This window comes from Sediminispirochaeta smaragdinae DSM 11293, assembly GCF_000143985.1.
Taxonomy (GTDB): domain Bacteria; phylum Spirochaetota; class Spirochaetia; order DSM-16054; family Sediminispirochaetaceae; genus Sediminispirochaeta; species Sediminispirochaeta smaragdinae.
The window spans coordinates 2,981,549-2,999,641 of sequence record NC_014364.1; the positions used below are offsets into that span (position 1 = coordinate 2,981,549).

The 18,093-nt window shown below is 53.2% G+C and carries 27 protein-coding genes; all 27 read left to right on the forward strand.

Annotation, left to right across the window (positions count from 1 at the left end):
• Positions 1 to 316 precede the first annotated feature (316 nt).
• The 27 genes from SPIRS_RS14080 (at position 317) to SPIRS_RS14205 (ending at position 18,090) form a co-directional block, all read left to right on the forward strand.
• Positions 317 to 853, forward strand: coding sequence for a DUF2829 domain-containing protein (locus SPIRS_RS14080; protein ID WP_013255348.1), 537 nt, complete (start codon positions 317 to 319; stop codon positions 851 to 853).
• A complete protein-coding gene (locus SPIRS_RS14085; protein ID WP_013255349.1) occupies positions 850 to 1,104 on the forward strand; it encodes a hypothetical protein in 255 nt (84 codons plus the stop codon). Before SPIRS_RS14080 ends, SPIRS_RS14085 begins: the two co-directional genes overlap by 4 nt.
• Entirely contained in the window at positions 1,101 to 2,192 is a 1,092-nt protein-coding gene (locus SPIRS_RS14090; protein ID WP_013255350.1) for an ATP-binding protein, read from the forward strand. The genes SPIRS_RS14085 and SPIRS_RS14090 overlap by 4 nt, the downstream gene beginning before the upstream one ends.
• Positions 2,193 to 2,206: 14 nt before the next feature.
• Entirely contained in the window at positions 2,207 to 2,857 is a 651-nt protein-coding gene (locus SPIRS_RS14095; protein ID WP_013255351.1) for a hypothetical protein, read from the forward strand.
• Positions 2,858 to 2,861: 4 nt separating this feature from the next.
• Positions 2,862 to 3,500 carry a PD-(D/E)XK nuclease family protein gene (locus SPIRS_RS14100; RefSeq protein WP_013255352.1) on the forward strand — a complete coding sequence of 213 codons (639 nt, stop codon included), beginning with the start codon at positions 2,862 to 2,864 and terminating at the stop codon, positions 3,498 to 3,500.
• Positions 3,497 to 3,970 (forward strand): hypothetical protein, encoded by a 474-nt coding sequence (locus SPIRS_RS14105; protein WP_013255353.1) that lies wholly within the window; start codon positions 3,497 to 3,499, stop codon positions 3,968 to 3,970. Before SPIRS_RS14100 ends, SPIRS_RS14105 begins: the two co-directional genes overlap by 4 nt.
• Positions 3,971 to 3,979: 9 nt before the next feature.
• Positions 3,980 to 4,426, forward strand: coding sequence for a hypothetical protein (locus SPIRS_RS14110; RefSeq protein WP_013255354.1), 447 nt, complete (start codon positions 3,980 to 3,982; stop codon positions 4,424 to 4,426).
• 9 nt (positions 4,427 to 4,435) lie between these two features.
• The gene (locus SPIRS_RS14115; RefSeq protein ID WP_013255355.1) at positions 4,436 to 4,978 is read left to right on the forward strand and encodes a single-stranded DNA-binding protein; all 543 of its coding nucleotides are present in this window, start codon (positions 4,436 to 4,438) and stop codon (positions 4,976 to 4,978) included.
• 12 nt (positions 4,979 to 4,990) lie between these two features.
• Positions 4,991 to 6,103, forward strand: a complete 1,113-nt coding sequence (locus SPIRS_RS21825; RefSeq protein ID WP_013255356.1) for a hypothetical protein — start codon at positions 4,991 to 4,993, stop codon at positions 6,101 to 6,103.
• Positions 6,104 to 6,107: 4 nt separating this feature from the next.
• Positions 6,108 to 6,509: a hypothetical protein gene (locus tag SPIRS_RS14125; protein ID WP_013255357.1), complete on the forward strand. Its 402-nt coding sequence runs from the start codon at positions 6,108 to 6,110 to the stop codon at positions 6,507 to 6,509.
• Entirely contained in the window at positions 6,493 to 6,711 is a 219-nt protein-coding gene (locus SPIRS_RS14130; protein ID WP_013255358.1) for a hypothetical protein, read from the forward strand. The genes SPIRS_RS14125 and SPIRS_RS14130 overlap by 17 nt, the downstream gene beginning before the upstream one ends.
• Entirely contained in the window at positions 6,708 to 6,914 is a 207-nt protein-coding gene (locus SPIRS_RS14135) for a hypothetical protein (RefSeq protein WP_013255359.1), read from the forward strand. Before SPIRS_RS14130 ends, SPIRS_RS14135 begins: the two co-directional genes overlap by 4 nt.
• Positions 6,914 to 7,633, forward strand: a complete 720-nt coding sequence (locus tag SPIRS_RS22410; protein ID WP_013255360.1) for a hypothetical protein — start codon at positions 6,914 to 6,916, stop codon at positions 7,631 to 7,633. The genes SPIRS_RS14135 and SPIRS_RS22410 overlap by 1 nt, the downstream gene beginning before the upstream one ends.
• Positions 7,593 to 8,480: a terminase large subunit domain-containing protein gene (locus tag SPIRS_RS14145; RefSeq protein ID WP_013255361.1), complete on the forward strand. Its 888-nt coding sequence runs from the start codon at positions 7,593 to 7,595 to the stop codon at positions 8,478 to 8,480. The genes SPIRS_RS22410 and SPIRS_RS14145 overlap by 41 nt, the downstream gene beginning before the upstream one ends.
• A 19-nt stretch (positions 8,481 to 8,499) precedes the next feature.
• Positions 8,500 to 9,177, forward strand: a complete 678-nt coding sequence (locus tag SPIRS_RS14150) for a phage terminase large subunit family protein (protein ID WP_013255362.1) — start codon at positions 8,500 to 8,502, stop codon at positions 9,175 to 9,177.
• Positions 9,149 to 9,325 (forward strand): DUF2292 domain-containing protein, encoded by a 177-nt coding sequence (locus SPIRS_RS22185; protein ID WP_013255363.1) that lies wholly within the window; start codon positions 9,149 to 9,151, stop codon positions 9,323 to 9,325. Before SPIRS_RS14150 ends, SPIRS_RS22185 begins: the two co-directional genes overlap by 29 nt.
• A 32-nt stretch (positions 9,326 to 9,357) precedes the next feature.
• Positions 9,358 to 9,894 carry a hypothetical protein gene (locus SPIRS_RS14155; protein WP_148224081.1) on the forward strand — a complete coding sequence of 179 codons (537 nt, stop codon included), beginning with the start codon at positions 9,358 to 9,360 and terminating at the stop codon, positions 9,892 to 9,894.
• A 166-nt stretch (positions 9,895 to 10,060) separates the two neighbouring features.
• Positions 10,061 to 10,390, forward strand: coding sequence for a hypothetical protein (locus SPIRS_RS14160; protein ID WP_013255365.1), 330 nt, complete (start codon positions 10,061 to 10,063; stop codon positions 10,388 to 10,390).
• 9 nt (positions 10,391 to 10,399) lie between these two features.
• The gene (locus SPIRS_RS14165) at positions 10,400 to 12,082 is read left to right on the forward strand and encodes a portal protein (protein ID WP_013255366.1); all 1,683 of its coding nucleotides are present in this window, start codon (positions 10,400 to 10,402) and stop codon (positions 12,080 to 12,082) included.
• Positions 12,079 to 12,381 (forward strand): hypothetical protein, encoded by a 303-nt coding sequence (locus tag SPIRS_RS14170; protein ID WP_013255367.1) that lies wholly within the window; start codon positions 12,079 to 12,081, stop codon positions 12,379 to 12,381. Before SPIRS_RS14165 ends, SPIRS_RS14170 begins: the two co-directional genes overlap by 4 nt.
• Positions 12,378 to 13,184 carry a hypothetical protein gene (locus SPIRS_RS14175; protein ID WP_013255368.1) on the forward strand — a complete coding sequence of 269 codons (807 nt, stop codon included), beginning with the start codon at positions 12,378 to 12,380 and terminating at the stop codon, positions 13,182 to 13,184. Before SPIRS_RS14170 ends, SPIRS_RS14175 begins: the two co-directional genes overlap by 4 nt.
• An 11-nt stretch (positions 13,185 to 13,195) precedes the next feature.
• Positions 13,196 to 14,182 carry a major capsid protein gene (locus SPIRS_RS14180; RefSeq protein ID WP_013255369.1) on the forward strand — a complete coding sequence of 329 codons (987 nt, stop codon included), beginning with the start codon at positions 13,196 to 13,198 and terminating at the stop codon, positions 14,180 to 14,182.
• A 14-nt stretch (positions 14,183 to 14,196) separates the two neighbouring features.
• A complete protein-coding gene (locus SPIRS_RS14185; RefSeq protein ID WP_013255370.1) occupies positions 14,197 to 14,571 on the forward strand; it encodes a Bbp16 family capsid cement protein in 375 nt (124 codons plus the stop codon).
• A gap of 8 nt (positions 14,572 to 14,579) precedes the next feature.
• A complete protein-coding gene (locus SPIRS_RS14190) occupies positions 14,580 to 14,894 on the forward strand; it encodes a hypothetical protein (RefSeq protein ID WP_013255371.1) in 315 nt (104 codons plus the stop codon).
• Between the two features lie 9 nt (positions 14,895 to 14,903).
• Positions 14,904 to 15,497 carry a hypothetical protein gene (locus SPIRS_RS14195; RefSeq protein ID WP_013255372.1) on the forward strand — a complete coding sequence of 198 codons (594 nt, stop codon included), beginning with the start codon at positions 14,904 to 14,906 and terminating at the stop codon, positions 15,495 to 15,497.
• Positions 15,494 to 17,206 (forward strand): hypothetical protein, encoded by a 1,713-nt coding sequence (locus SPIRS_RS14200; RefSeq protein ID WP_013255373.1) that lies wholly within the window; start codon positions 15,494 to 15,496, stop codon positions 17,204 to 17,206. Before SPIRS_RS14195 ends, SPIRS_RS14200 begins: the two co-directional genes overlap by 4 nt.
• Entirely contained in the window at positions 17,203 to 18,090 is an 888-nt protein-coding gene (locus SPIRS_RS14205; RefSeq protein ID WP_013255374.1) for a hypothetical protein, read from the forward strand. Before SPIRS_RS14200 ends, SPIRS_RS14205 begins: the two co-directional genes overlap by 4 nt.
• Positions 18,091 to 18,093: the final 3 nt, after the last annotated feature.

Sequence of the window (18,093 nt, forward strand, 5' to 3'; positions counted from 1 at the left end):
AACGACAAACCAGGTCTATAGACTGCCTTAACGGGTTAAGGTACCGGGCGCCGGGGAATCGTGGCGCTTTTAAGTGACCGGATGACCAACCATATACCTTTCCGATATGGCGGTAAACAGCACCTCCCCAAGGCGTAACGGTCGTCCGGTTTCTTAACTTCCCCGTATGGGGGAGAAAAACAATCCGTGATGCCGGAGAAATAATAGCATCTATATTTTCGCGGCTGTATGTCGGGATTCAAACAGGTTGGATCGGTAAACACCAATTTTCCTACCGGTCCAACACCTTTCAACCTTTTTCAAGGAGGACATGGTAATGGAATTGGAAGAAAAAGAAAGCTTGCAAGGTTTCATAGGAGTGAAAAGGATCAAAGCGCGATCAATGACCAGGCGTGGATACAACGGCTATCGCGGCTGGCAACTTCCTGCGGATGAAAACGGAGATGATGAAGGAATGCTTGTCGAGTATGTCGATGGCGGTAAATCCAATCATCCCGCACATGAAGGCTATATCAGCTGGTCACCTATCGATGTTTTCAATCATGCTTATCGGCCATGTGATGCCCTTACGTTTGGCTTTGCAATCGAAGCGGCAAAGGCCGGAGAGAAGATTGCCCGGAAAGGCTGGAATGGAAAAGGCATGTTTGTCTTCTACCAGAAGGGCTACCCGGAAGGAATACCGATCAACAAAAACACCGCGGAGGCAACAAGATTGCCGGAAGGAACCGTCTGCAAATTTCGGCCGTATCTCATGATGAAGACAGCACAAAACGACTTTGTGCCGTGGGTTGCATCGCAAACCGACATCTTAGCGGAGGACTGGGAGATTATCGAGCAGGGAGAACAGAAATGAGTATTGAAACAAAAGAAAAGGCCGCTCCAGGCAAGGATACGGCCAAGAATAACAACCACACCAATATTACCATGATTGGATTCAGGCAGCAAGAACTTCACGAGATCGAAAAAAGCCTTGAGGAGATGGACCACAAGATACAGGAGCTTTTCCGTTTCGGAACAGCCCATAACCGGGACATCTTCGCCATGAAGCTGGCTAATGAGGTACGGAGAATCAGAGATCAGTTGAACTCAGGGAGGCTGATGTGACCATCGAAAAGACAAGCCAGATCAAGGCGGGCGACAACCTTGTGATGGTGATCTACGGCAAAGGCGGTGTGGGAAAGACAACCTTCACCGCCACAGCTCCTAACGTGATCCTTCTCGACTTTGAGAACGGCACCAAGTACCTGGGAGCCCGCGGCTTCAATGTGGATGTGATCAGGCTCAAGAGCTGGCCGGCAAACGCGGAGAAACAGAAGCTTGCGGCCTTGGTGGCCCCCTACCACACCATTGCTCTTGATCCCCTTGGGGAGGCGATGGAGAAGCTCCTCAATTCATCGGCGTTAAACGGCCGGAAGTTCCGTCAGGCAGACGGGTCGTTGACCATGGCAGGATGGGGAGAAGCGAAGGCGCAGATGCGCAGCTTCATCAAGTGGCTCCGGGATTCCGGTAAGAACGTGATCATCGTTGCCCATGTATCGGAAGAGAAAGACGGGGAGATGATCACCAACCGCATACAGGTTGCAACAAAGCTCAGGGAAGAGATACCCAACATCGTGGATGTTATCAGCTACATGGGCGTGAAGATGGTAGACGACAAGCCTGTTCGCATCCTCTACACACCCCGGCAGGGAGACCAGTTTGACTCAAAGGATCGAACCGGGAGAGTTCCGCTTACGGTACAGGTCAGCGAACACGACGGCTTTAATGACCTGCTCAAGGCTATGGGAATCGGGCAGCAGAACATCCCGGAAAACAAGATGCCGGTACCGGAGGCAACACCTACCACATTCCAGGGGCCGCAGGACGAGAAGCAAACGGAACCCACACAAAAGGACCCGGACGAGGAAGCGCGAACACAACTCAAGTATCAGCTTGACGGTGCCATTGTCGGGGAACTGGTTACCAAGGCCGAACGGGATGAGGTGCTTGCAAACAGCAAGAAGTACAAGGGCCAGGTGCTTGAGGCCTACATCCAGAGGATCAGCGATGAACTCTTTAATCTCCAGCAGAAGGCAGAAAGCGCAAACAGCACGGTTGCACCTGAGCGCCAGAAAGAGAAAGAGGATCAGCCGCAGGAAGAAGAAGAGTATGCGCCAGAAGAACCAGAGCCCGAAGAGCTCGAAATCTGGTAGGACAGGAGAAGGACATGAATATTACGGACATAACCGTTGACGATATCATCGAGGAACAGGAGACGGCAGAAGAAACGGGACTTGAGAAGCTCAAAGGCGATATTGATGAAGTGATCAGTCGGATGGAAGCGCTTTCCATCCAGAGTGATGAACAGCTTGCAGAAGCAGGCGAATGGCTTGTGAAGAACAAGCAGACACAGAAGATCGTCAAGGACCACTTCGAGCCTGAACGCAAAGAGACCTATGCGGCCTATAAGGCTGTGACCGATCAGATTAAGAAGTACACCGACATTCTGACCAAGGCTGAAAGAACCGTCAAAAAGAAGATGGGAGCATACCAGGCAGAACAGGACCGGCTACGCATCGAGGCAGCGGAAAAACAGCGTAAAGAAGCGGAGAAGGAACGGGAGCAGTCAAGGAAAGACGGAAATTCCGCCCCTGTTATTCCCCTTCCACCGGAGAAGAAAGAGGAGCCGGTGAAGATTGAAGGGGTGTCCTTTTCGGAAAACTGGACATTCATCATTGAAGAGACCGACAAAATCCCGCGGGAATACATGGTTCCGGATGAGAAGAAAATCCGCCAGGTGGTGAAGGCGTTAAAGGCTGATACCAATATTCCCGGTATCAAGGTCTACGCGGAAAAGACCGTCAGTGCCAGGACATGAGACCATGACACTTGAGGCACAAATAAACATAGACTTTGCCCCTGAGGAACACGCCTACCGCGTTGACGGCAGGAAAGTTTCCAGTGTGACAAGCATCCTCAAAAGTGAGGGGTTCATTGATACCCGGTGGTACAAGCCATCGGGTACCTCTCGCGGGGAGATGGTCCACCAGGGAACGGAGGCAATCGACCGGGGCCACCTTACCATTGCACAGTTCCCACCATCGGAAATTATTCCCTACCTCAAAGCCTGGCAGTCGTTCAAGGCTGATATCGGGGTGAGTGAGTTTGTGATCATCGAGCTTCCGATCGGCAGCAAGGTGATGGAATACGGGGGCATCCCGGATCGGGTTGCCGTGATCAACGGGGAGTATTGGCTTCTTGATATCAAGAGCGGAGCACATGAGCTCTGGCACGGTCACCAGCTGGCCGCCTACAAGATAGCCCTTGAAGAGACCTTCGGGCTGAAGGTTGCAAAGCGTCGGGTGGTGCACCTAAAGAAAACCGGGAAGTACTCGATCTGTGGGGAGGACAAGAAGATCGGCTCCTTTGACCTTCCGGTCTGGGAACAGCAGTGGATTGCGATCGCGACCGCTCGGCTGATCAAACAGCGGTACGCAAAGATAAAACCGGAGACTGTATGAGTCAGAGGGCAATTGTCATTCCAGCGGCCGAACGGGTGAAAACCGGAGAGCCGGGAGTCGTTTCCTTCCGCGTCGGAGAGGTATTCCATGAGTACCTTATCCACCTTTTCCGGTACCAGGAAACAGAACGCAAGTCACCTGCCCCCTATTACTCACTCAAGATCGACACCCCGAAGCGGCCGAGGACAACCGGAGAGAACAGCCAGAACCATCATATCAACGGCCACTGTCAACAGATTTCCGTTGATACCGGCCAGCCTTTCGAGGACGTGAAGAAGTACGCGAAACAGTTCGCGCTCACCATGGGCTACCCCATCCTTGAGGACGAGAACGGGGAACCCATACACGACCTATGGGGAAAACCGCAAGGGATCAGTGAGTCTGATTGCAGTACTGAGGATGCGGCAATCCTCATTGAAGCGATCCACCAGATAGCGGCGGAAATGGATATCAACCTCATCGAGGACTAAGGAAGCACCATGGGAAAAACAGCAACAGGGACAAAGCAGAGAGCAAAACCGGTACGAAGACAGAAGACACGACGACAAAAGGCCGTAGATGCAGCAGATCGGTGGTTCAGTCTCTACATACGACAAAGGGATGGGAACCGTTCAGTGACAAGTAACTGTACAAGGAACCTGACCTGTTCACACCTGTTCTCACGAAGATTCTACGCTACCCGCTGGGATGAGACGAATGCCTATTGCCAGACGGCCGGAGAGAACCTCTACCACAACCGGGATGCAGGACCTTTGACCAGTTACTTTCTGGATGTGCATGGAGAGGAGGCCTACCGGAAGCTGTATGAAAAGGCCCGATCAGGGGCCAAGTTCAGAACAGAAGAGATCGAGGATATCGCTGCTTACTACAAGAGCCGGTTTGAGCGGCTTACACAGAAGCAGCGCGACTTTTTCAATGTTATTTAGGGAGGGACTATGGCAAACGATATTACCAGTTTCACGGCAGTCGGACGAGTGACCCGTGATGCGGAATTCCGATACACGAACGGTGGAACGCAGCTGTGCAAGTTCAGCATTGCGTCGAATTATAGCAGGAAGGTACGGGATAACTGGCAGGATGAAGTCAGCTACTTTGACTTCACCCTATTCGGAAAACGGGCGGAAGCACTTGCTCAGTATCTCACCAAAGGTCAGCAGGTGGTCGTTTCGGGCCAGCTGCGGCAGGAGCGGTGGGAAGACAACGGACAGAAGCGAAGCAGGGTTGCGTTCTTCGCCCAGGATGTACAGCTGATCGGGGGAAAGCCCACCGGTCAGAGTAACGGGCAACGGTATGGAGAGGCCCCTTACCAGGGTCCGCCGCAGAACCGGCAGCAAGGCTACCAGCAGGGGCCACCGCCTAACAGCGGCTACCAGAAGCCGACGAGCGGCTATGACCAGTGGGGACATCCGATAAACCCCGGACCTAATAATCAGGGCCCGGAACAAGAAATGAACTTCGACGACGATATACCGTTTTAAGGACGAATTACCATGGCACGACGCAGAATGATCGACCCGTCAATTTGGAGCAATGAACAAGCGCAGTGTTTATCAACATCGGCGTTCAAGGTGTATGTGTTTCTGATTTCACAGTCCGATGATGAGGGGTACCTGAAGGTATCCCTCGTCATGTGGCCCTCATTGATCAACCCTGTTGACAGGAGCTACACGAAGGACCAGCTGGTAAATGACCTCAATGAAATACTCTCTTGCGGCTTGGTAGAGGCCTACCGGTTGGGTGATGAGGTCTATGTGAAACATCCTCATTGGACACTTTACCAGACCATACAGAAGCCTTCAGGAAGCAAATACCCGAAAGATGGGGAAAGAATCTATCGCATAGAGGAATATCGTAATGATATCGGTACGGTACCACATGAATATGATACCGATACCGTACCGGTACGAGAGGAGTATGATACCGATACAATACCGGTAAACGACCACTCTCATTTCGTACCGCCTAAGTTAAGTAAAGAGAAGTTAAGTAAAGATAATACTAAGATACCTTCGGTAGCATCGGCAGAGCCTCAGCCGGAGCCTGGAGAGGCGACAAAACCGGCAGAAGAGCCGGAGCCGGAAAGCTCCCCACTTCCCCCACCCGATTCGGAACCCGATCCAGAACCTAAGCCGGAGCCCGAACATGAACCCGACATCGAACCGGTTCTTGAGCTTGAATGCCAGGCACCGAAGAAGCGCAAAGCCAGCAAGGGGAAAGCACCTACCGCCGGGAAAGAACCGGCAGACCCGCTGTACCACTCGATCAAGGATTCCTTCCTGGCTGTTGTCGGGGACTTCTCGAACTGGGGCAAGGAAGGCAAGGCGATCCACGGGATCATCGAGAAATGCTCTCGCGCCTCACCGGAAGACCCTGCCGGGTGTGCCGAGCGGATGATCGGGGAGTTATGGCGGCTAAAGAATTCGGCGGATCGGTTCTACCGAGATCAGCCCTTTGTTCCGTCGACCCTCAACGCTTCGGGAATCTGGGACCGGGTAGCCGAGCAGCTGAAGATCACGGCCGATGAGCTGGAAGGTGTGAGGATGTGGGAAGCGCTTGACCCCTACGGGGTGAGAGGAAAGAGCAAGCAGGCGGTGGGAGGTTAAGCGTATGCAGTGGAACACCAAGACATTCATGGCGATGTTGCAGCAGTACTACGGCAAGCTTTCGCCGATCCACGCGGGAGCGTTAGTCGACTGGCTCGATAGCAAGCAGTTTTCGGGTGAGTATCTCAAGCGGCTGTACCAGGAGATAACCGAGAGCTACTCAACGAAGTACGGGAGGCCCTGTGACCTTGCGATCGTGAAGGAAACGCACATGGCCCTTGCACCTTCGTATGTGCCCCCTGCCCGGCAGCTTGAAAGTGATCAGCGGATGATCGGGGAGCGGTTTGTTGAGCGGGAGGAAGGCGCAAAGCTGTTTGCGAGCATCATCGAGAATCTGACGAAGAAAAAGCGGCGGGTGAAACCGGAGAATAAGTCGAGGAGAGTGCGGAATGACATTCACAGATAAGTACCTGAAAGAAAGGATTCCGGCGGTAAAGACGGTTTTCAAAGGGGATGATCGTATTGAAAAGGAAATGGTACTTGAGATAACGGACTATGACCGAGGGATCATTGAAATGAAAGCCGGTAATGCGTATTACCGGTTCCGGCATGTTGATCTTGAGCGAGCCATTACATCGATGCAGGTGCGGCAAGAGGTAAATGCATGAGCGAGTATGGTGTAAGAAAAGTTTGCGGGAATTGCAGAAGTTTCGAAAAGTGCTTTGCCGAATCAGAGGAGCTTATCGGAATCTACTCCCCGGGTTGTCTTGCGGCTGATAAGGAGGAGACGCGGTATATGCCTGCGTGTGGAGACTTTGAGCCGATGATGAAGCTGGTAGGGCTGTTAGGAACGGAAGATGAGGGCCGGTAATGGGACGTAAGCTTGCCATTGAAACACATCCACAGCGGCACGAAATAGAGCAAATGCTCTTGAATAAAGTACCGGTGTCCCACATTAGCGAGCAATTCGGTGTCAGTCGCGGTGCAATTGCCCGGTTTCGAGACAGCTTTGAAGGCAGTTTCAAGGCAATTGCGACGAAACGAAGTGAATTGCTTACAAAATCGGTTGATGATCTCGAGGAGTTCCAGGAGGACCTTCGGGGTGCGGAGAGTATCTGGAACACCTTAAAGCGGATCACCCAACGGGCATGGATGGTCCTTGACGCCTGCCATGCGTACCTGCAGGACCCGGACGATCCAGGCAAGTATGACCTCGGCCCTCGGGGAGAAGATATCACCGTTGTGCTGACCGAGTACGATGATGAGGGGAAGCTGCAAAAGGAAAAGCGAAAGCTCTCGGATGTGATCGCGGAGATTGAGGGGACGGGGAAGAACGTTGCCGAGATCAACTACAAGATCGCGGATCCCCGAAAGCTGATCCTTGATACGGCCAATACCCTGAACAAGCAGCTTGAGCTTATCGCGAGGCTGCAAGGAGAGCTACAGGACGTGACGGTGAACATCACCCAGACATCTGAATGGAAAGAGATACAGACGACCATCCTGCAAGTGACAAAAGACTACCCAGAAGTGAGGGAGAAAATTGCCAGTGCCTTTACCGCCGGGGATGCTCCGGCAGACGTTAACTGAAAGCCTTCGGGCGACACTCGCTCCAAGGCAATACCTCCGGTCTCTCGGGTTTACGCCGTTCCTGTGGCAGGATTGGGCCCTTGACCAGTCGCTTCGCAGACTGCTTTTGAATTGCTGCCGACAGGCGGGCAAAAGCACGGTCATAGCTGCAAAGGCGGCACACAAGGCGAAGTTCTTTTCAGGCAGCCTCATCATTCTGGTGTCCCCTGCTCTGCGGCAGAGCAAGGAGCTGATGCGCAAGGTAGAGGACTTCATTGCACTGGACAAGAGCTTTCCTCCGGCAAGTGAGGAAGACAACCAGCTGACCAAGGAGTTTAAGAACCGTTCCAGGATCGTGGCGCTTCCGGGAAGTGAGAAGACGATCCGAGGCTTGAGCGGCCCGACCTTGATCATCATCGATGAGGCGAGCCGAATCCCGGATGAGCTGTACAAAGCAATCAGGCCCATGATGGCCGGAGCAGATACAGAGCTGGTACTCATGACCACGCCTTTTGGAAAACGTGGTGTGTTCTATGATGCGTGGTCAAGAAGTAAACGCTGGACAAAGATCGAGGTCGTCGGCCGGGACATTCTCGGACGGTTTCCCAACGAACAGGTTTACGCACAGCTGAGGCGGAAAGACGGGATTAAGGCCTGCTATTCGCCCCGCCATAGTGTTGAGTTTCTCGGGGAGGAGCTGGAAGAGATGGGCGAATGGTGGTACCGCCAGGAATACGGCGGAGAGTTCATGGACCCGATCGATTCGGTTTTCAATATGGAAGATGTACGGGCGGCGATTATCAACGATACACCGGCCATAAGCTTTGCGCCGATTATCGAGGAAGACGTACCGGCGCTTCACTTTTAGGGACATGGGAGGGGAATAATTGATCCGAAACATTGTATCTGTTGACCTTGGCCAGCAGTTTGACTTTACCGCAATCAGCGTGACGCAAACACGTGAACAGTGGACGACGGGGCCGAACATCCCGGCTGAGTGGAAGGCGACAAGCGGGGATAGGCTTCTGACCTATTACTACTATCTGCGGTACCTGGAACGCATGAAGATGAAATACCCGGACGTTGTCCGCGAGGTCAAGAAGATCGTTACCGCGCTTGAGAATGACCAAACAACGGCGCTTTTGGTGGATGCAACGGGCGTGGGCCTGCCGGTGGTTGAAATGATGCGGGAAGACCTGCTTTTGCCGATACCGATCATCATTACCGGCGGTAACAGTATCTCAGAGCAGAACGGAGGATTCCATATTCCCAAGCGTTTCCTTGTTGCGGCATTGCAGGGACTCTTTGAGACCGGCCGACTGAAAATCGCTTCCGGTATCGGTTGCCTTGCAGAGTTCATGCATGAGATCGAAAACTTCCGGGTGAAGATCACGCAGAGCGGGAACGACACGTATGAAGCATGGCGGGAGAGTGACCACGACGACCTTGTGATCAGCGTTGCGATGGGAGCCTGGTATGCGCAACGGGAAAGCATCAACAACATTCTCATACGAAAGAACGATAAGGAGGTGCTGGATGAGTACGATCCTCTCGATAGACTGTAAAGACCCAAAGGTCAAACGATCGATCCAGTGGCTCCTGGCTGAGCTGGGAAGCCTCTCATACGGGGAGATCATGCTCTCGTTCACGCTCCACGACGGACAGGTGAAGTCGATCGACAAGGCGACGAAAGAAAAGCAGAGGAATGCTTGATCCGGGAATTCCGGGAGGTATAAGATATGGATATGCAAAAACCATTAGACAAAAAGATCAAATACGGATTGTGGATCGCATTCGGATATGTGTGCGGGGTGCTCCTCATCCTTGCGCCTATTCATGAGTTTGGCCATTGGGCCATCGGTAACCTCATAGGCTATCGGACCTATTTCTATGGCTGGACCTATGTAAGCCATGACGGATATCCGGACACACCATGGCAGGGATACGTCGAAATGGGAGCAGGCCCAACCTTTGAGATTGTGGCCTACCTTGTGATCTCGGCACTCCTGGCGTGGAAGCGAAAGTATGGTGGAGCCTTTTTCTTCTTGGGCCAACAGCTCTATTTTCCGATCAGGTTCTTTCACGATGATGAGTGGTACTTTCTGTATGCGTATGGGAAGGCATTGATCCCGGCGAGCATTGTATTTGCCGTGATCATGTGCGTGGTGATCTGGGCAAACATGGAGCAGGACAAGGTACGGGCTGCGAAGCTTGCACGGGAGAAAGCGAGAAAACAGAAAACGAACGAGCGGCCCCTTGTCAAAGAAAGAGCTTTGAGATAGAATTTTTCATAACATAAGGGCGGGAAACCGTCGCGATCCGGCCGTATGCCGGTCGTCTACCTGAATACCACAGGCGGCGAAGTATCTGAGTTGACATTGTAACAGGTGTCGGCGCAGGTACTTTGCCGCCTTTTTTTGTGCCCTTTTGGTGGCACTGGGAGGGATTATGCCGATTAATGCGCTTCGCAGGCGATGGAACGAGGGAGTTGTGGCAGACAACGCCTATGACAAACAGAGCGGTGATGCTGGCGGTGGTTACACCTGGCAGGAACGACGGCAGCTTAGAAATGATGGTGCTGAAGACGTCTCCAACGAGCAGATGGGAAGCATCCTGAAACAGGTATACGGTGACGCTTCGGAAGAGACCTTCAAAAAGGCCGTGAAAGAGTATGACCTCTCCGATCTCAACCCTCAGCGGCAGAAAAACTTTCTTTATGAAAAGCTTCAGGAAAAAATCAGGCAGGACCGGGAAAACAGCGCGGAGCGGGTGTGGTAAGAGGCTGGCATGGCTGAGGAAAAGAGCGCACAAGAGATCATCCAAACCTTCGAGCAGCTCAAGCAGGAACGATCCACGTGGGAAGATGAGTACCAGGAGATAACCGAACAAATCTTTCCCCGTCGAAGCGTATGGACGGACAACAAGGGCCGCGCTTCCCGTTCAGGCGGGCTCATCTATGACGGCACCCCGATCTCCGCTCTCAACCTCCTTGCAAACGGGCTTGTCGGCTATCTCGTATCACCGGCAACTCGGTGGTTCAAACTCAGGCCGACACAAGATGAACTGCTCCAGATACGTGGGGCCAGACAGTGGCTTGAGATCGTTGAGAACCTCATCTATGACGAGTTTAACAGGTCCAACTTCTACGAGGAAATCGTGGAGTACTTCCGCGACGGCGGCAGCATAGGGATCGCAACCATTTATGTGCAGGAGGACATCGGCCGCCGAATGGCCAATTACTCATGCAGACACCCGAAGGAAATCTACATTGCCGAGGACCGCTTCGGGTACATCGACACCGTGTTCCGCCGATTCTTCCCAACGGCCAAGGAACTCGAAGAAGAGTTCGGCCGTGAGGCGTTATCGGATGGCGTGCAAAACCTCTGTGAACGCAGTCCCTATGAGCGGGTGGAGATCATCCACGCGGTTTACCCTCGTAAGAAGCGCAATCCCAGAAAGAAAGGCAATCGTGACATGAAGTTTGCCTCTGCCTATGTGGAAGGCGGAAGCAACCATAAGATCAGGGAACGGGGGTACGAGCGGCTTCCGTATGTAGTGTGGCGCTGGTCGACAAACTCCGATGAGGTGTACGGCCGGGGACCCGGATATGATGCGCTTGTCGATGTGAAACGGCTGAACAGGCTGAGCCGGGACATGCTCAAACAAAGCCAGATGGCCGTTGATCCTCCCCTTGCTGTTCCTGAGAAGATGCGGGGAAAGGTCAACTGGGTTCCTCGGGGACTCAACTATTACCAGAACCCGAATGAGGTTCCTGTTGCCCTGAATCCCGGTATGCAGTTCCAGGTCGGCCTTGATCGGGAACAACACATGCAGCAGATCATCGAGAAGCACTTTATGACCGACTTTTTCCTCATGCTCGAACAGGCACCGAAGGAGATGACGGCAACCGAGGTAATGGAGCGGCAGTCGGAGAAAGCGGCGGTACTCGGTACGGTGATCGGCCGAATCAGCAGTGAGTTTCTCGACCCGATCATCGACATAACCTTTGATATTGCCATGAAAGGCAAACGGCTTCCCCCTCCACCGCCGGAGTTTGCCGAGGCCATGTACAAGACAAACGGCGGAATCGAAATCGATTACCTGGGGCCGCTTGCACAGGCACAAAAGAAATTCCACGTTACGCAGGGAGCACAACAGAGTCTCAACGCCGTTGCTCCCATTATGCAGATCAACCCGCAAGTCGCGGACCTCATCAACTGGGATCAGCTGACAATGGAAATACTCCACGCCTATGGCATGCCGCAGAAAGCCATTGTCGACCTTCGGGATGTGCAGAAGATCAGGCAGCAACGAGCGGTGCAACAGGCTGCGGCCATGCAACAGCAGCAGGCACAGCAGCTTATCGATAAGTACCCCATGGACAAACAAGCCCCGCCGGACTCTCCCATGGAGGAAATCGGTAACCAACTCCGTGATGCCCTGAAAGGCGGAAATGGAGGTGCGGCGTGATCAGATGGGGAGAGCCGGTTTCACCGGAAGCAGAGCGTATCAGAGAGACCTACCGGAGGACCTTTTCCACCCCGGAAGGGAAAAAGGCACTGCTCTACATCCTCACCGACCTGGGCTTTTTCGATGCGACGAAGGACGAAGCCGCACAGGCCCTTCGCAATTTTGCAGTCAGACTGCTTGAGCAGATGGGAATACTGCATGAGGCCAATGCAGAAACACTGGTGGCGCAACTTCTCAAGCTTGCGCCCTATGACTTACAGACTCACCGGAAGATCGGTGAACGGGAGGACTTTTCATGAGTGACATTATGGACCCTCAGACGACTGGGGACAATCCGAACAACGATAACGGTGCCGGTGCGAATGCTGGCGCCGAAGGGGCCGGAGAACAGCAGCAAGCGCAACAGACACAGCAGACAACGACTTCGGACCTTCCCAGGTGGATGTATCAGCTTTCAGGAGACCTGCAGAAAGACGATCGCCTGTCCGGTTTTACGAAACCCGATGAACTGGCGAAAGCGTATCTCGATTATGCGGGGAAAGCCGACAAGCTGATTGAGCTACCGGGAGAAAAGGACGCGGAAGGATGGAAGAAGTTTTACGGCAAACTCGGCAGACCGGAGACACCGGAAGGATACGACTTTTCCGGTGTGAGTATCCCGGAAACCATAGAAAAGAGTGAACTTGCCGACTTCCGCAACATGGCGCACGAGCTTGGACTATCGAAGGCCCAGGCAGCGAAGCTACTCGAACACTCCATTGCCGACCTCAACAGCATCACCACCAAAGCCGACGAAAACGCGAAGGCTGAGGCACAAAAGAAGCTTGATGAGAAGAAGCAGAAGATCGGAGCCCTCGTGGAGAAATACGGGGACAACTTCGAGGAGATTGTCACGAAGGCTCATCGTGCGTATGAGGCAGTCGGGAGCAAGGAACTCGGTGAGTACCTTGACTCAAGCGGACTTGGTGACGACCCGGTGATGGTCGGCGCGTTTCTTTCCATTGCGGAGAAGATCGGGGAAGACACGCTGTTCGGCTCATCCCATGGAGGTGGTCGTGACGAAGGCGCCGACTGGTATCCCAACACAAATTTTGACTCATAACGGGAGGGCATATGCCTACTATACCCCAGAAAAGTGAGCTTACGCTTGTCGAGCTTGCAAAGCGAATGGACCCCAAAGGCAAGCAGGCGGAGATCGCCGAGGTACTCGAAGAGACCAACGAAATTCTCGAAGACCTTCGGTTTGTTGAAGCCAACAACGTAACGACTCATGTGTCGTCTATTCGTAAGACCTTGCCGGAAGGTTCCTGGCGTTCGATCGGTGGATACACCAAGAGCACCTCCAGTGCTGTTCGTCAGATAACCGAGGACGTGGGAATGCTTGAAGCCTACTCCAAAGTAGACAAAAAGCTTGCCCATCTTTCCGGCAATCCTGCGGCGTTCCGCAAGCAGGAGGACAAGGCCTTTATCCAGGGACTTGGAATCCAGATGGCAACCGCATTCATCTACGGCGCCAGGGCGATCGATCCCGCATCGTTTAACGGTCTTGCTGTTCGGTTCAACGCTTACGGCATGCCGAACGTAACCAATGCAGGCGGCAACGGTGTAAACGAAGGTGTTACCAGCCTTTGGATGGCGCAGCACGATGTCGGCTCGTTTCACGGATTCTATCCCAGGGGCAGCAAGGCCGGTCTTGATGTAAAGGACCTCGGGGAGGATACGGAAACCACGGCGGAAGGAGAACGGCAGATTTACCGGTCGCACTTCACCTGGGACATGGGAATCATGATCCGCGATTATCGTGCGATACAGCGGGTTGCCAATATTCCGGTTTTCAATGATTCGGAAAAGTTCGTGAAGTTCGACAACTTCATGATTGCCGCCCTCAACAGGATGCCCAAGCGCGGCCGTGGTGCTGTTATCTACGCGAATCTCGACATGTTCACCATGTTCGACATTCTCGCAAAGGACAAGAGCAATGTCGCCTATGGCTCTGCGGAAGTGTTCGGCAAAACCGTTACGACCTTCCGTGGTGTTCCCATTCGACTCGTTGAGGCAATTTCTTCCGATGAAGACGTTGTCACCGAGACTGCGGCATAAGGAGGTTTACACAAATGATTCTTGATAAACGACTGATGTTCAGCGAGAACCAGGCTATCACGGCCACTGCCGTGAGCACAAACTCGCTCACCTTCGAGGTCGATGATCTTGGCACGGGCGAGCCGGTTACCCTCTGGACGCAGGTAACCGAGGCCTTTACTGCTGCCGGAGATGCGAGTCTACATATTGATCTCCAGCATTCCGATGACGGGAGCACCTGGAAAGACCTTGTGCCCTCCAGGGCCTTTGCGCTTTCCGATCTTGGCCTTGGGGCGAATCCCTTGAAGATCAACGTACCTGCCGGGGCAAAGAAGCACATGCGGCTGAATTACCCGGTAGCAGATGGTCCCATGACCGCGGGGAAAATTACCGCCGGGCTGAAGCGATAGGAGGTGCAATGATGAAAGTAAAATGCCTGGTATACACCTATCACCTGGGGCGTATCTGGCGCGAAGGGGTCGTCTATGATTATCCCGACGACAAGACTCCGCCGAAACGGCGTTTTAAGGTACTCGAAGCGCCGAAGGAAAAGGCGAAAGAGAAACCCGAAAACAGTGATCCGGAAAAAGAGAAGCTCATCGCCCGTGCATCCGAACTGGGTATCGGGCCACCTTCCACCCTCTCCCGTTGGGGCGTGGATAAGCTGAAAGATGAGATCGGCAGGGCTGAGGCTGCCCTTGCTGCGGCAAGTGTCGGCGGCAGTGGAGCGTAAAGGGTCGCCATGACTGCGCTGGAACTCATCAACATTGCCTTGACTCGGATGAATGAATCGAAATTGACGAGCATCACGATCGACACCTATGTTGCCGACCTTTGCAGGCTCTTTCTCAAACCTGTTGCCGATGAGGTGACCCTTGAGGAAGACTGGCAGTTTGCGCGTAAGCGGGAAGCTTTGAGAACGGACGATGAGGGTGAGAACCAGACAGATTATGGATACATGTACCGGCTCCCTGCGGACTGTCTTTTTCCGAGGCAGCTCCGCAGTAAGGGGCAGTACGAGATAGAGGACGGACGGCTTTACACCGGGGATGAAGCGGCAGTGCTCATCTACACAAGATCAATGGTTGAGATAGCGCATGATGACGAGAATGGGCTCGATATTCCCGTACTTGTGACCTCGTTCCCGGTGACCTTTGCCCAGGCGGTTGCTTGCCGTCTGGGGAGCCAGATCGGCCCAAAGATATCGGACAATTTCAATCTCGCCTCCGCGCTCGGCCAGGAATACATGGTCATGCTTGAAAAGACCAAGGCCTTTGACGGCATGCTTTCTCCGGCCGAGGATGAGGCGGTAGAACTCTGGAGTGATATTCAATGAGCCGCCAGAGAATCCTTGTGACAGATTTTACCCGTGGGATTGTCTCTCCTCGGATGGTTCCCAGAATCGACCAGACAAAGGCGGTGTCAGAACTTACCGGCTTTGTCGTCCTTCCCGACGGTGGAATTCGGCGCCGGGAGGGGACCATCTATGCAAGGCGAGGGCTTGGGGTGCTTCCGACAGACTGTGAAGCGGTTCCGGCCTTTACCACCTTTGACAAGCGGATTACTGGAACAGAAACGCTACACCTTGCATGGATCAATGACGCACCACGCCAGCTCAATGTACAGAACATGACCAATCGAACCATACAGAGTGTGGCAAGCGAGAGTCTTGAGGCTGGAAAGCCTCTTCTTGATTCGGGGAAATTCAACAACGATCTTGAATCCCTGTACGCGCAGAATATTCACCTGTGGACACCTGGGGCCAGTCATGTACTGGACCTTGAGACCTGGGCCCTTGCAGAAAAGACCAGCCAGGAGATCAGCACGATCTATCAGGCACGAATGATCGCGGTAAACCGCACCTGGGGAACGGTCTACATGAGTGTCGCGTACATCTATCTTGATTTTGATTCGGACGGACACCTTGAGCTTATTCCCGATTTCTACGGATTCGAGCATCCCCGGTGGATCGTTGCCTTCGGTGGGGATGTGTATATCGGAACGGACAAAAGCGAGTGGATGCTTACCAGTGGGTATCCCTACTTCACCGATGACCTTGGCGGACTGATGATGCAGAAGATTAGCGGGATCGGGGCCGACCTTGCCGTTGTGTTCGGTTCCTCGATCATCCTTGCAAAGGATAGACGGCTTGTCAGGATCGTGTATTCATCGGCCGGGGAATTCCAATCCCAGAGCATGGCGGAGCTTATCGACAACACGGATATCATTCAGATCGATGTGATTGAATACGGAAGCCATCGGTACCTGGTCTTTATTGATCGGGATCGTCGGCTTTGGTGTTTGACCGAGTGCCAGAACACCGGCGTTGCTGCATGGCAAATCCTTGCCGAGCATGTCGGCTGGGTGAAAAGCTACGGCCAGGACCTCTATATCGCTATTGAGCGGGACGGAGACTGGAACGTCGAAGTCATTCCCATGGACAACCTGAATTACCCAGGGAACCGGTCACAGGGGCTCAAAGACGTGCTATTTGAGCGGAGGGTATACGGCGATTGCGGGGGCTTTCTCCGCATTGATCATGATCCTTCGACCGGCTACTCGGTTACCGGCGACAGATTACCGGAACGTCAAACCATGGAAGTCTACCTCCCGGAAGGCCAGTACATCGGCCAAAGAGATACCGATGCAAACGGCCTCCTCATTGGATCGGCCGAAGAGATCGCAACCTGGGCAGGTTACGACGGGAAACCGGTCTACCTCTATTGCTACCAGAGCGGGAAAACATTCACCTCCAGGGTGAAGACGCTCCCGCTTGAAATGGGAACAGCAATGGGGCCCGGCCTGGGCGCTCTTCGGAGAATCAACCGGGTGATTGTCAGAGTATTTGAATCAAAGGCACTCAGGGCCCGTGCCAATACCGGGCGATGGGAAACATGGGAAAGTGAGGACTTGTTTTCCGGAAATGTAGAGCTTCCGATCGACTGTGCTCACAGTGATCTCGTGCAGCTTGAGATCGAGGCAATCGGAGATAAACCGCTGCATATTCACTCAATCCAAATCGACGCAACCATGGGGGACGAATGATGATAGAGCCTGTCATAGTGCAGCACATGGTCGCCGAGGCAATGGGAATTGATTTCACAAACGTTGCCGTATGTATTCAGCAAGGATGGCTACAGGCCGTCATTGCCGGGGCGGCTCTCGTAGTAGGGGCCGTTGCCCAGTATCAAAGTAATAAAGCAGCAAAAAAGGCAGCGAAAGAACAAGCAGAACTTGCCAAAAAGCAGGCCGCCTTTAACAAAAAACAGGGCCTACAGCTTTACGGTGATGAAGGACTATACAGGCAGCAAGCCAGCGAAGCCTTGGCTAATACCCAGGAAGAATACGATATAAACAAAGAGCAAATCGAATTTTCCTGGGATCAGGCGCAGCAATCCTACGACCTCAACCTCTCCACCCTTGATCACAACAGATTGCGTGCGGATGAAAGCATTGATGATCAGAACTTGAAAAATCAGGCTGCTCTCGGTGCCTTTGGCGTCCGTGGCGGTTCCTCCAGAACAAAAGCCAACAAAACGATCGCAGATGCAAGAGAAAATCTTTCCTTTGAATATGGCCAGAACAAAACACAACTCAACATGAGCCTCGAAAGCGCTCAAAAGCAGACTGAACTTGCACAGGAGCAGCTTGACCTCGGGATGCAGAAGGCACAGCAGTCGTATGGGTACGCAATCGAACAGGCAGACATGGGCAAAGAGGCGGCCCTGAAAGGCTATGAGTTTGCCTCAGAGGGAATCAGCAACCAGTTGCAATCAGTATATGACCAGGCAAATTCCTGGTCGGTTATAACCGCAGGTCTAAGCGGTCTACAATCCGGCTTTCAAATGGCATCGGCCGTTAACACTTTTGGACAACAGTATTTAAACGACGATGATAAAGTCAATTTTTGGAAAGATTGGTGGGCGTGATAA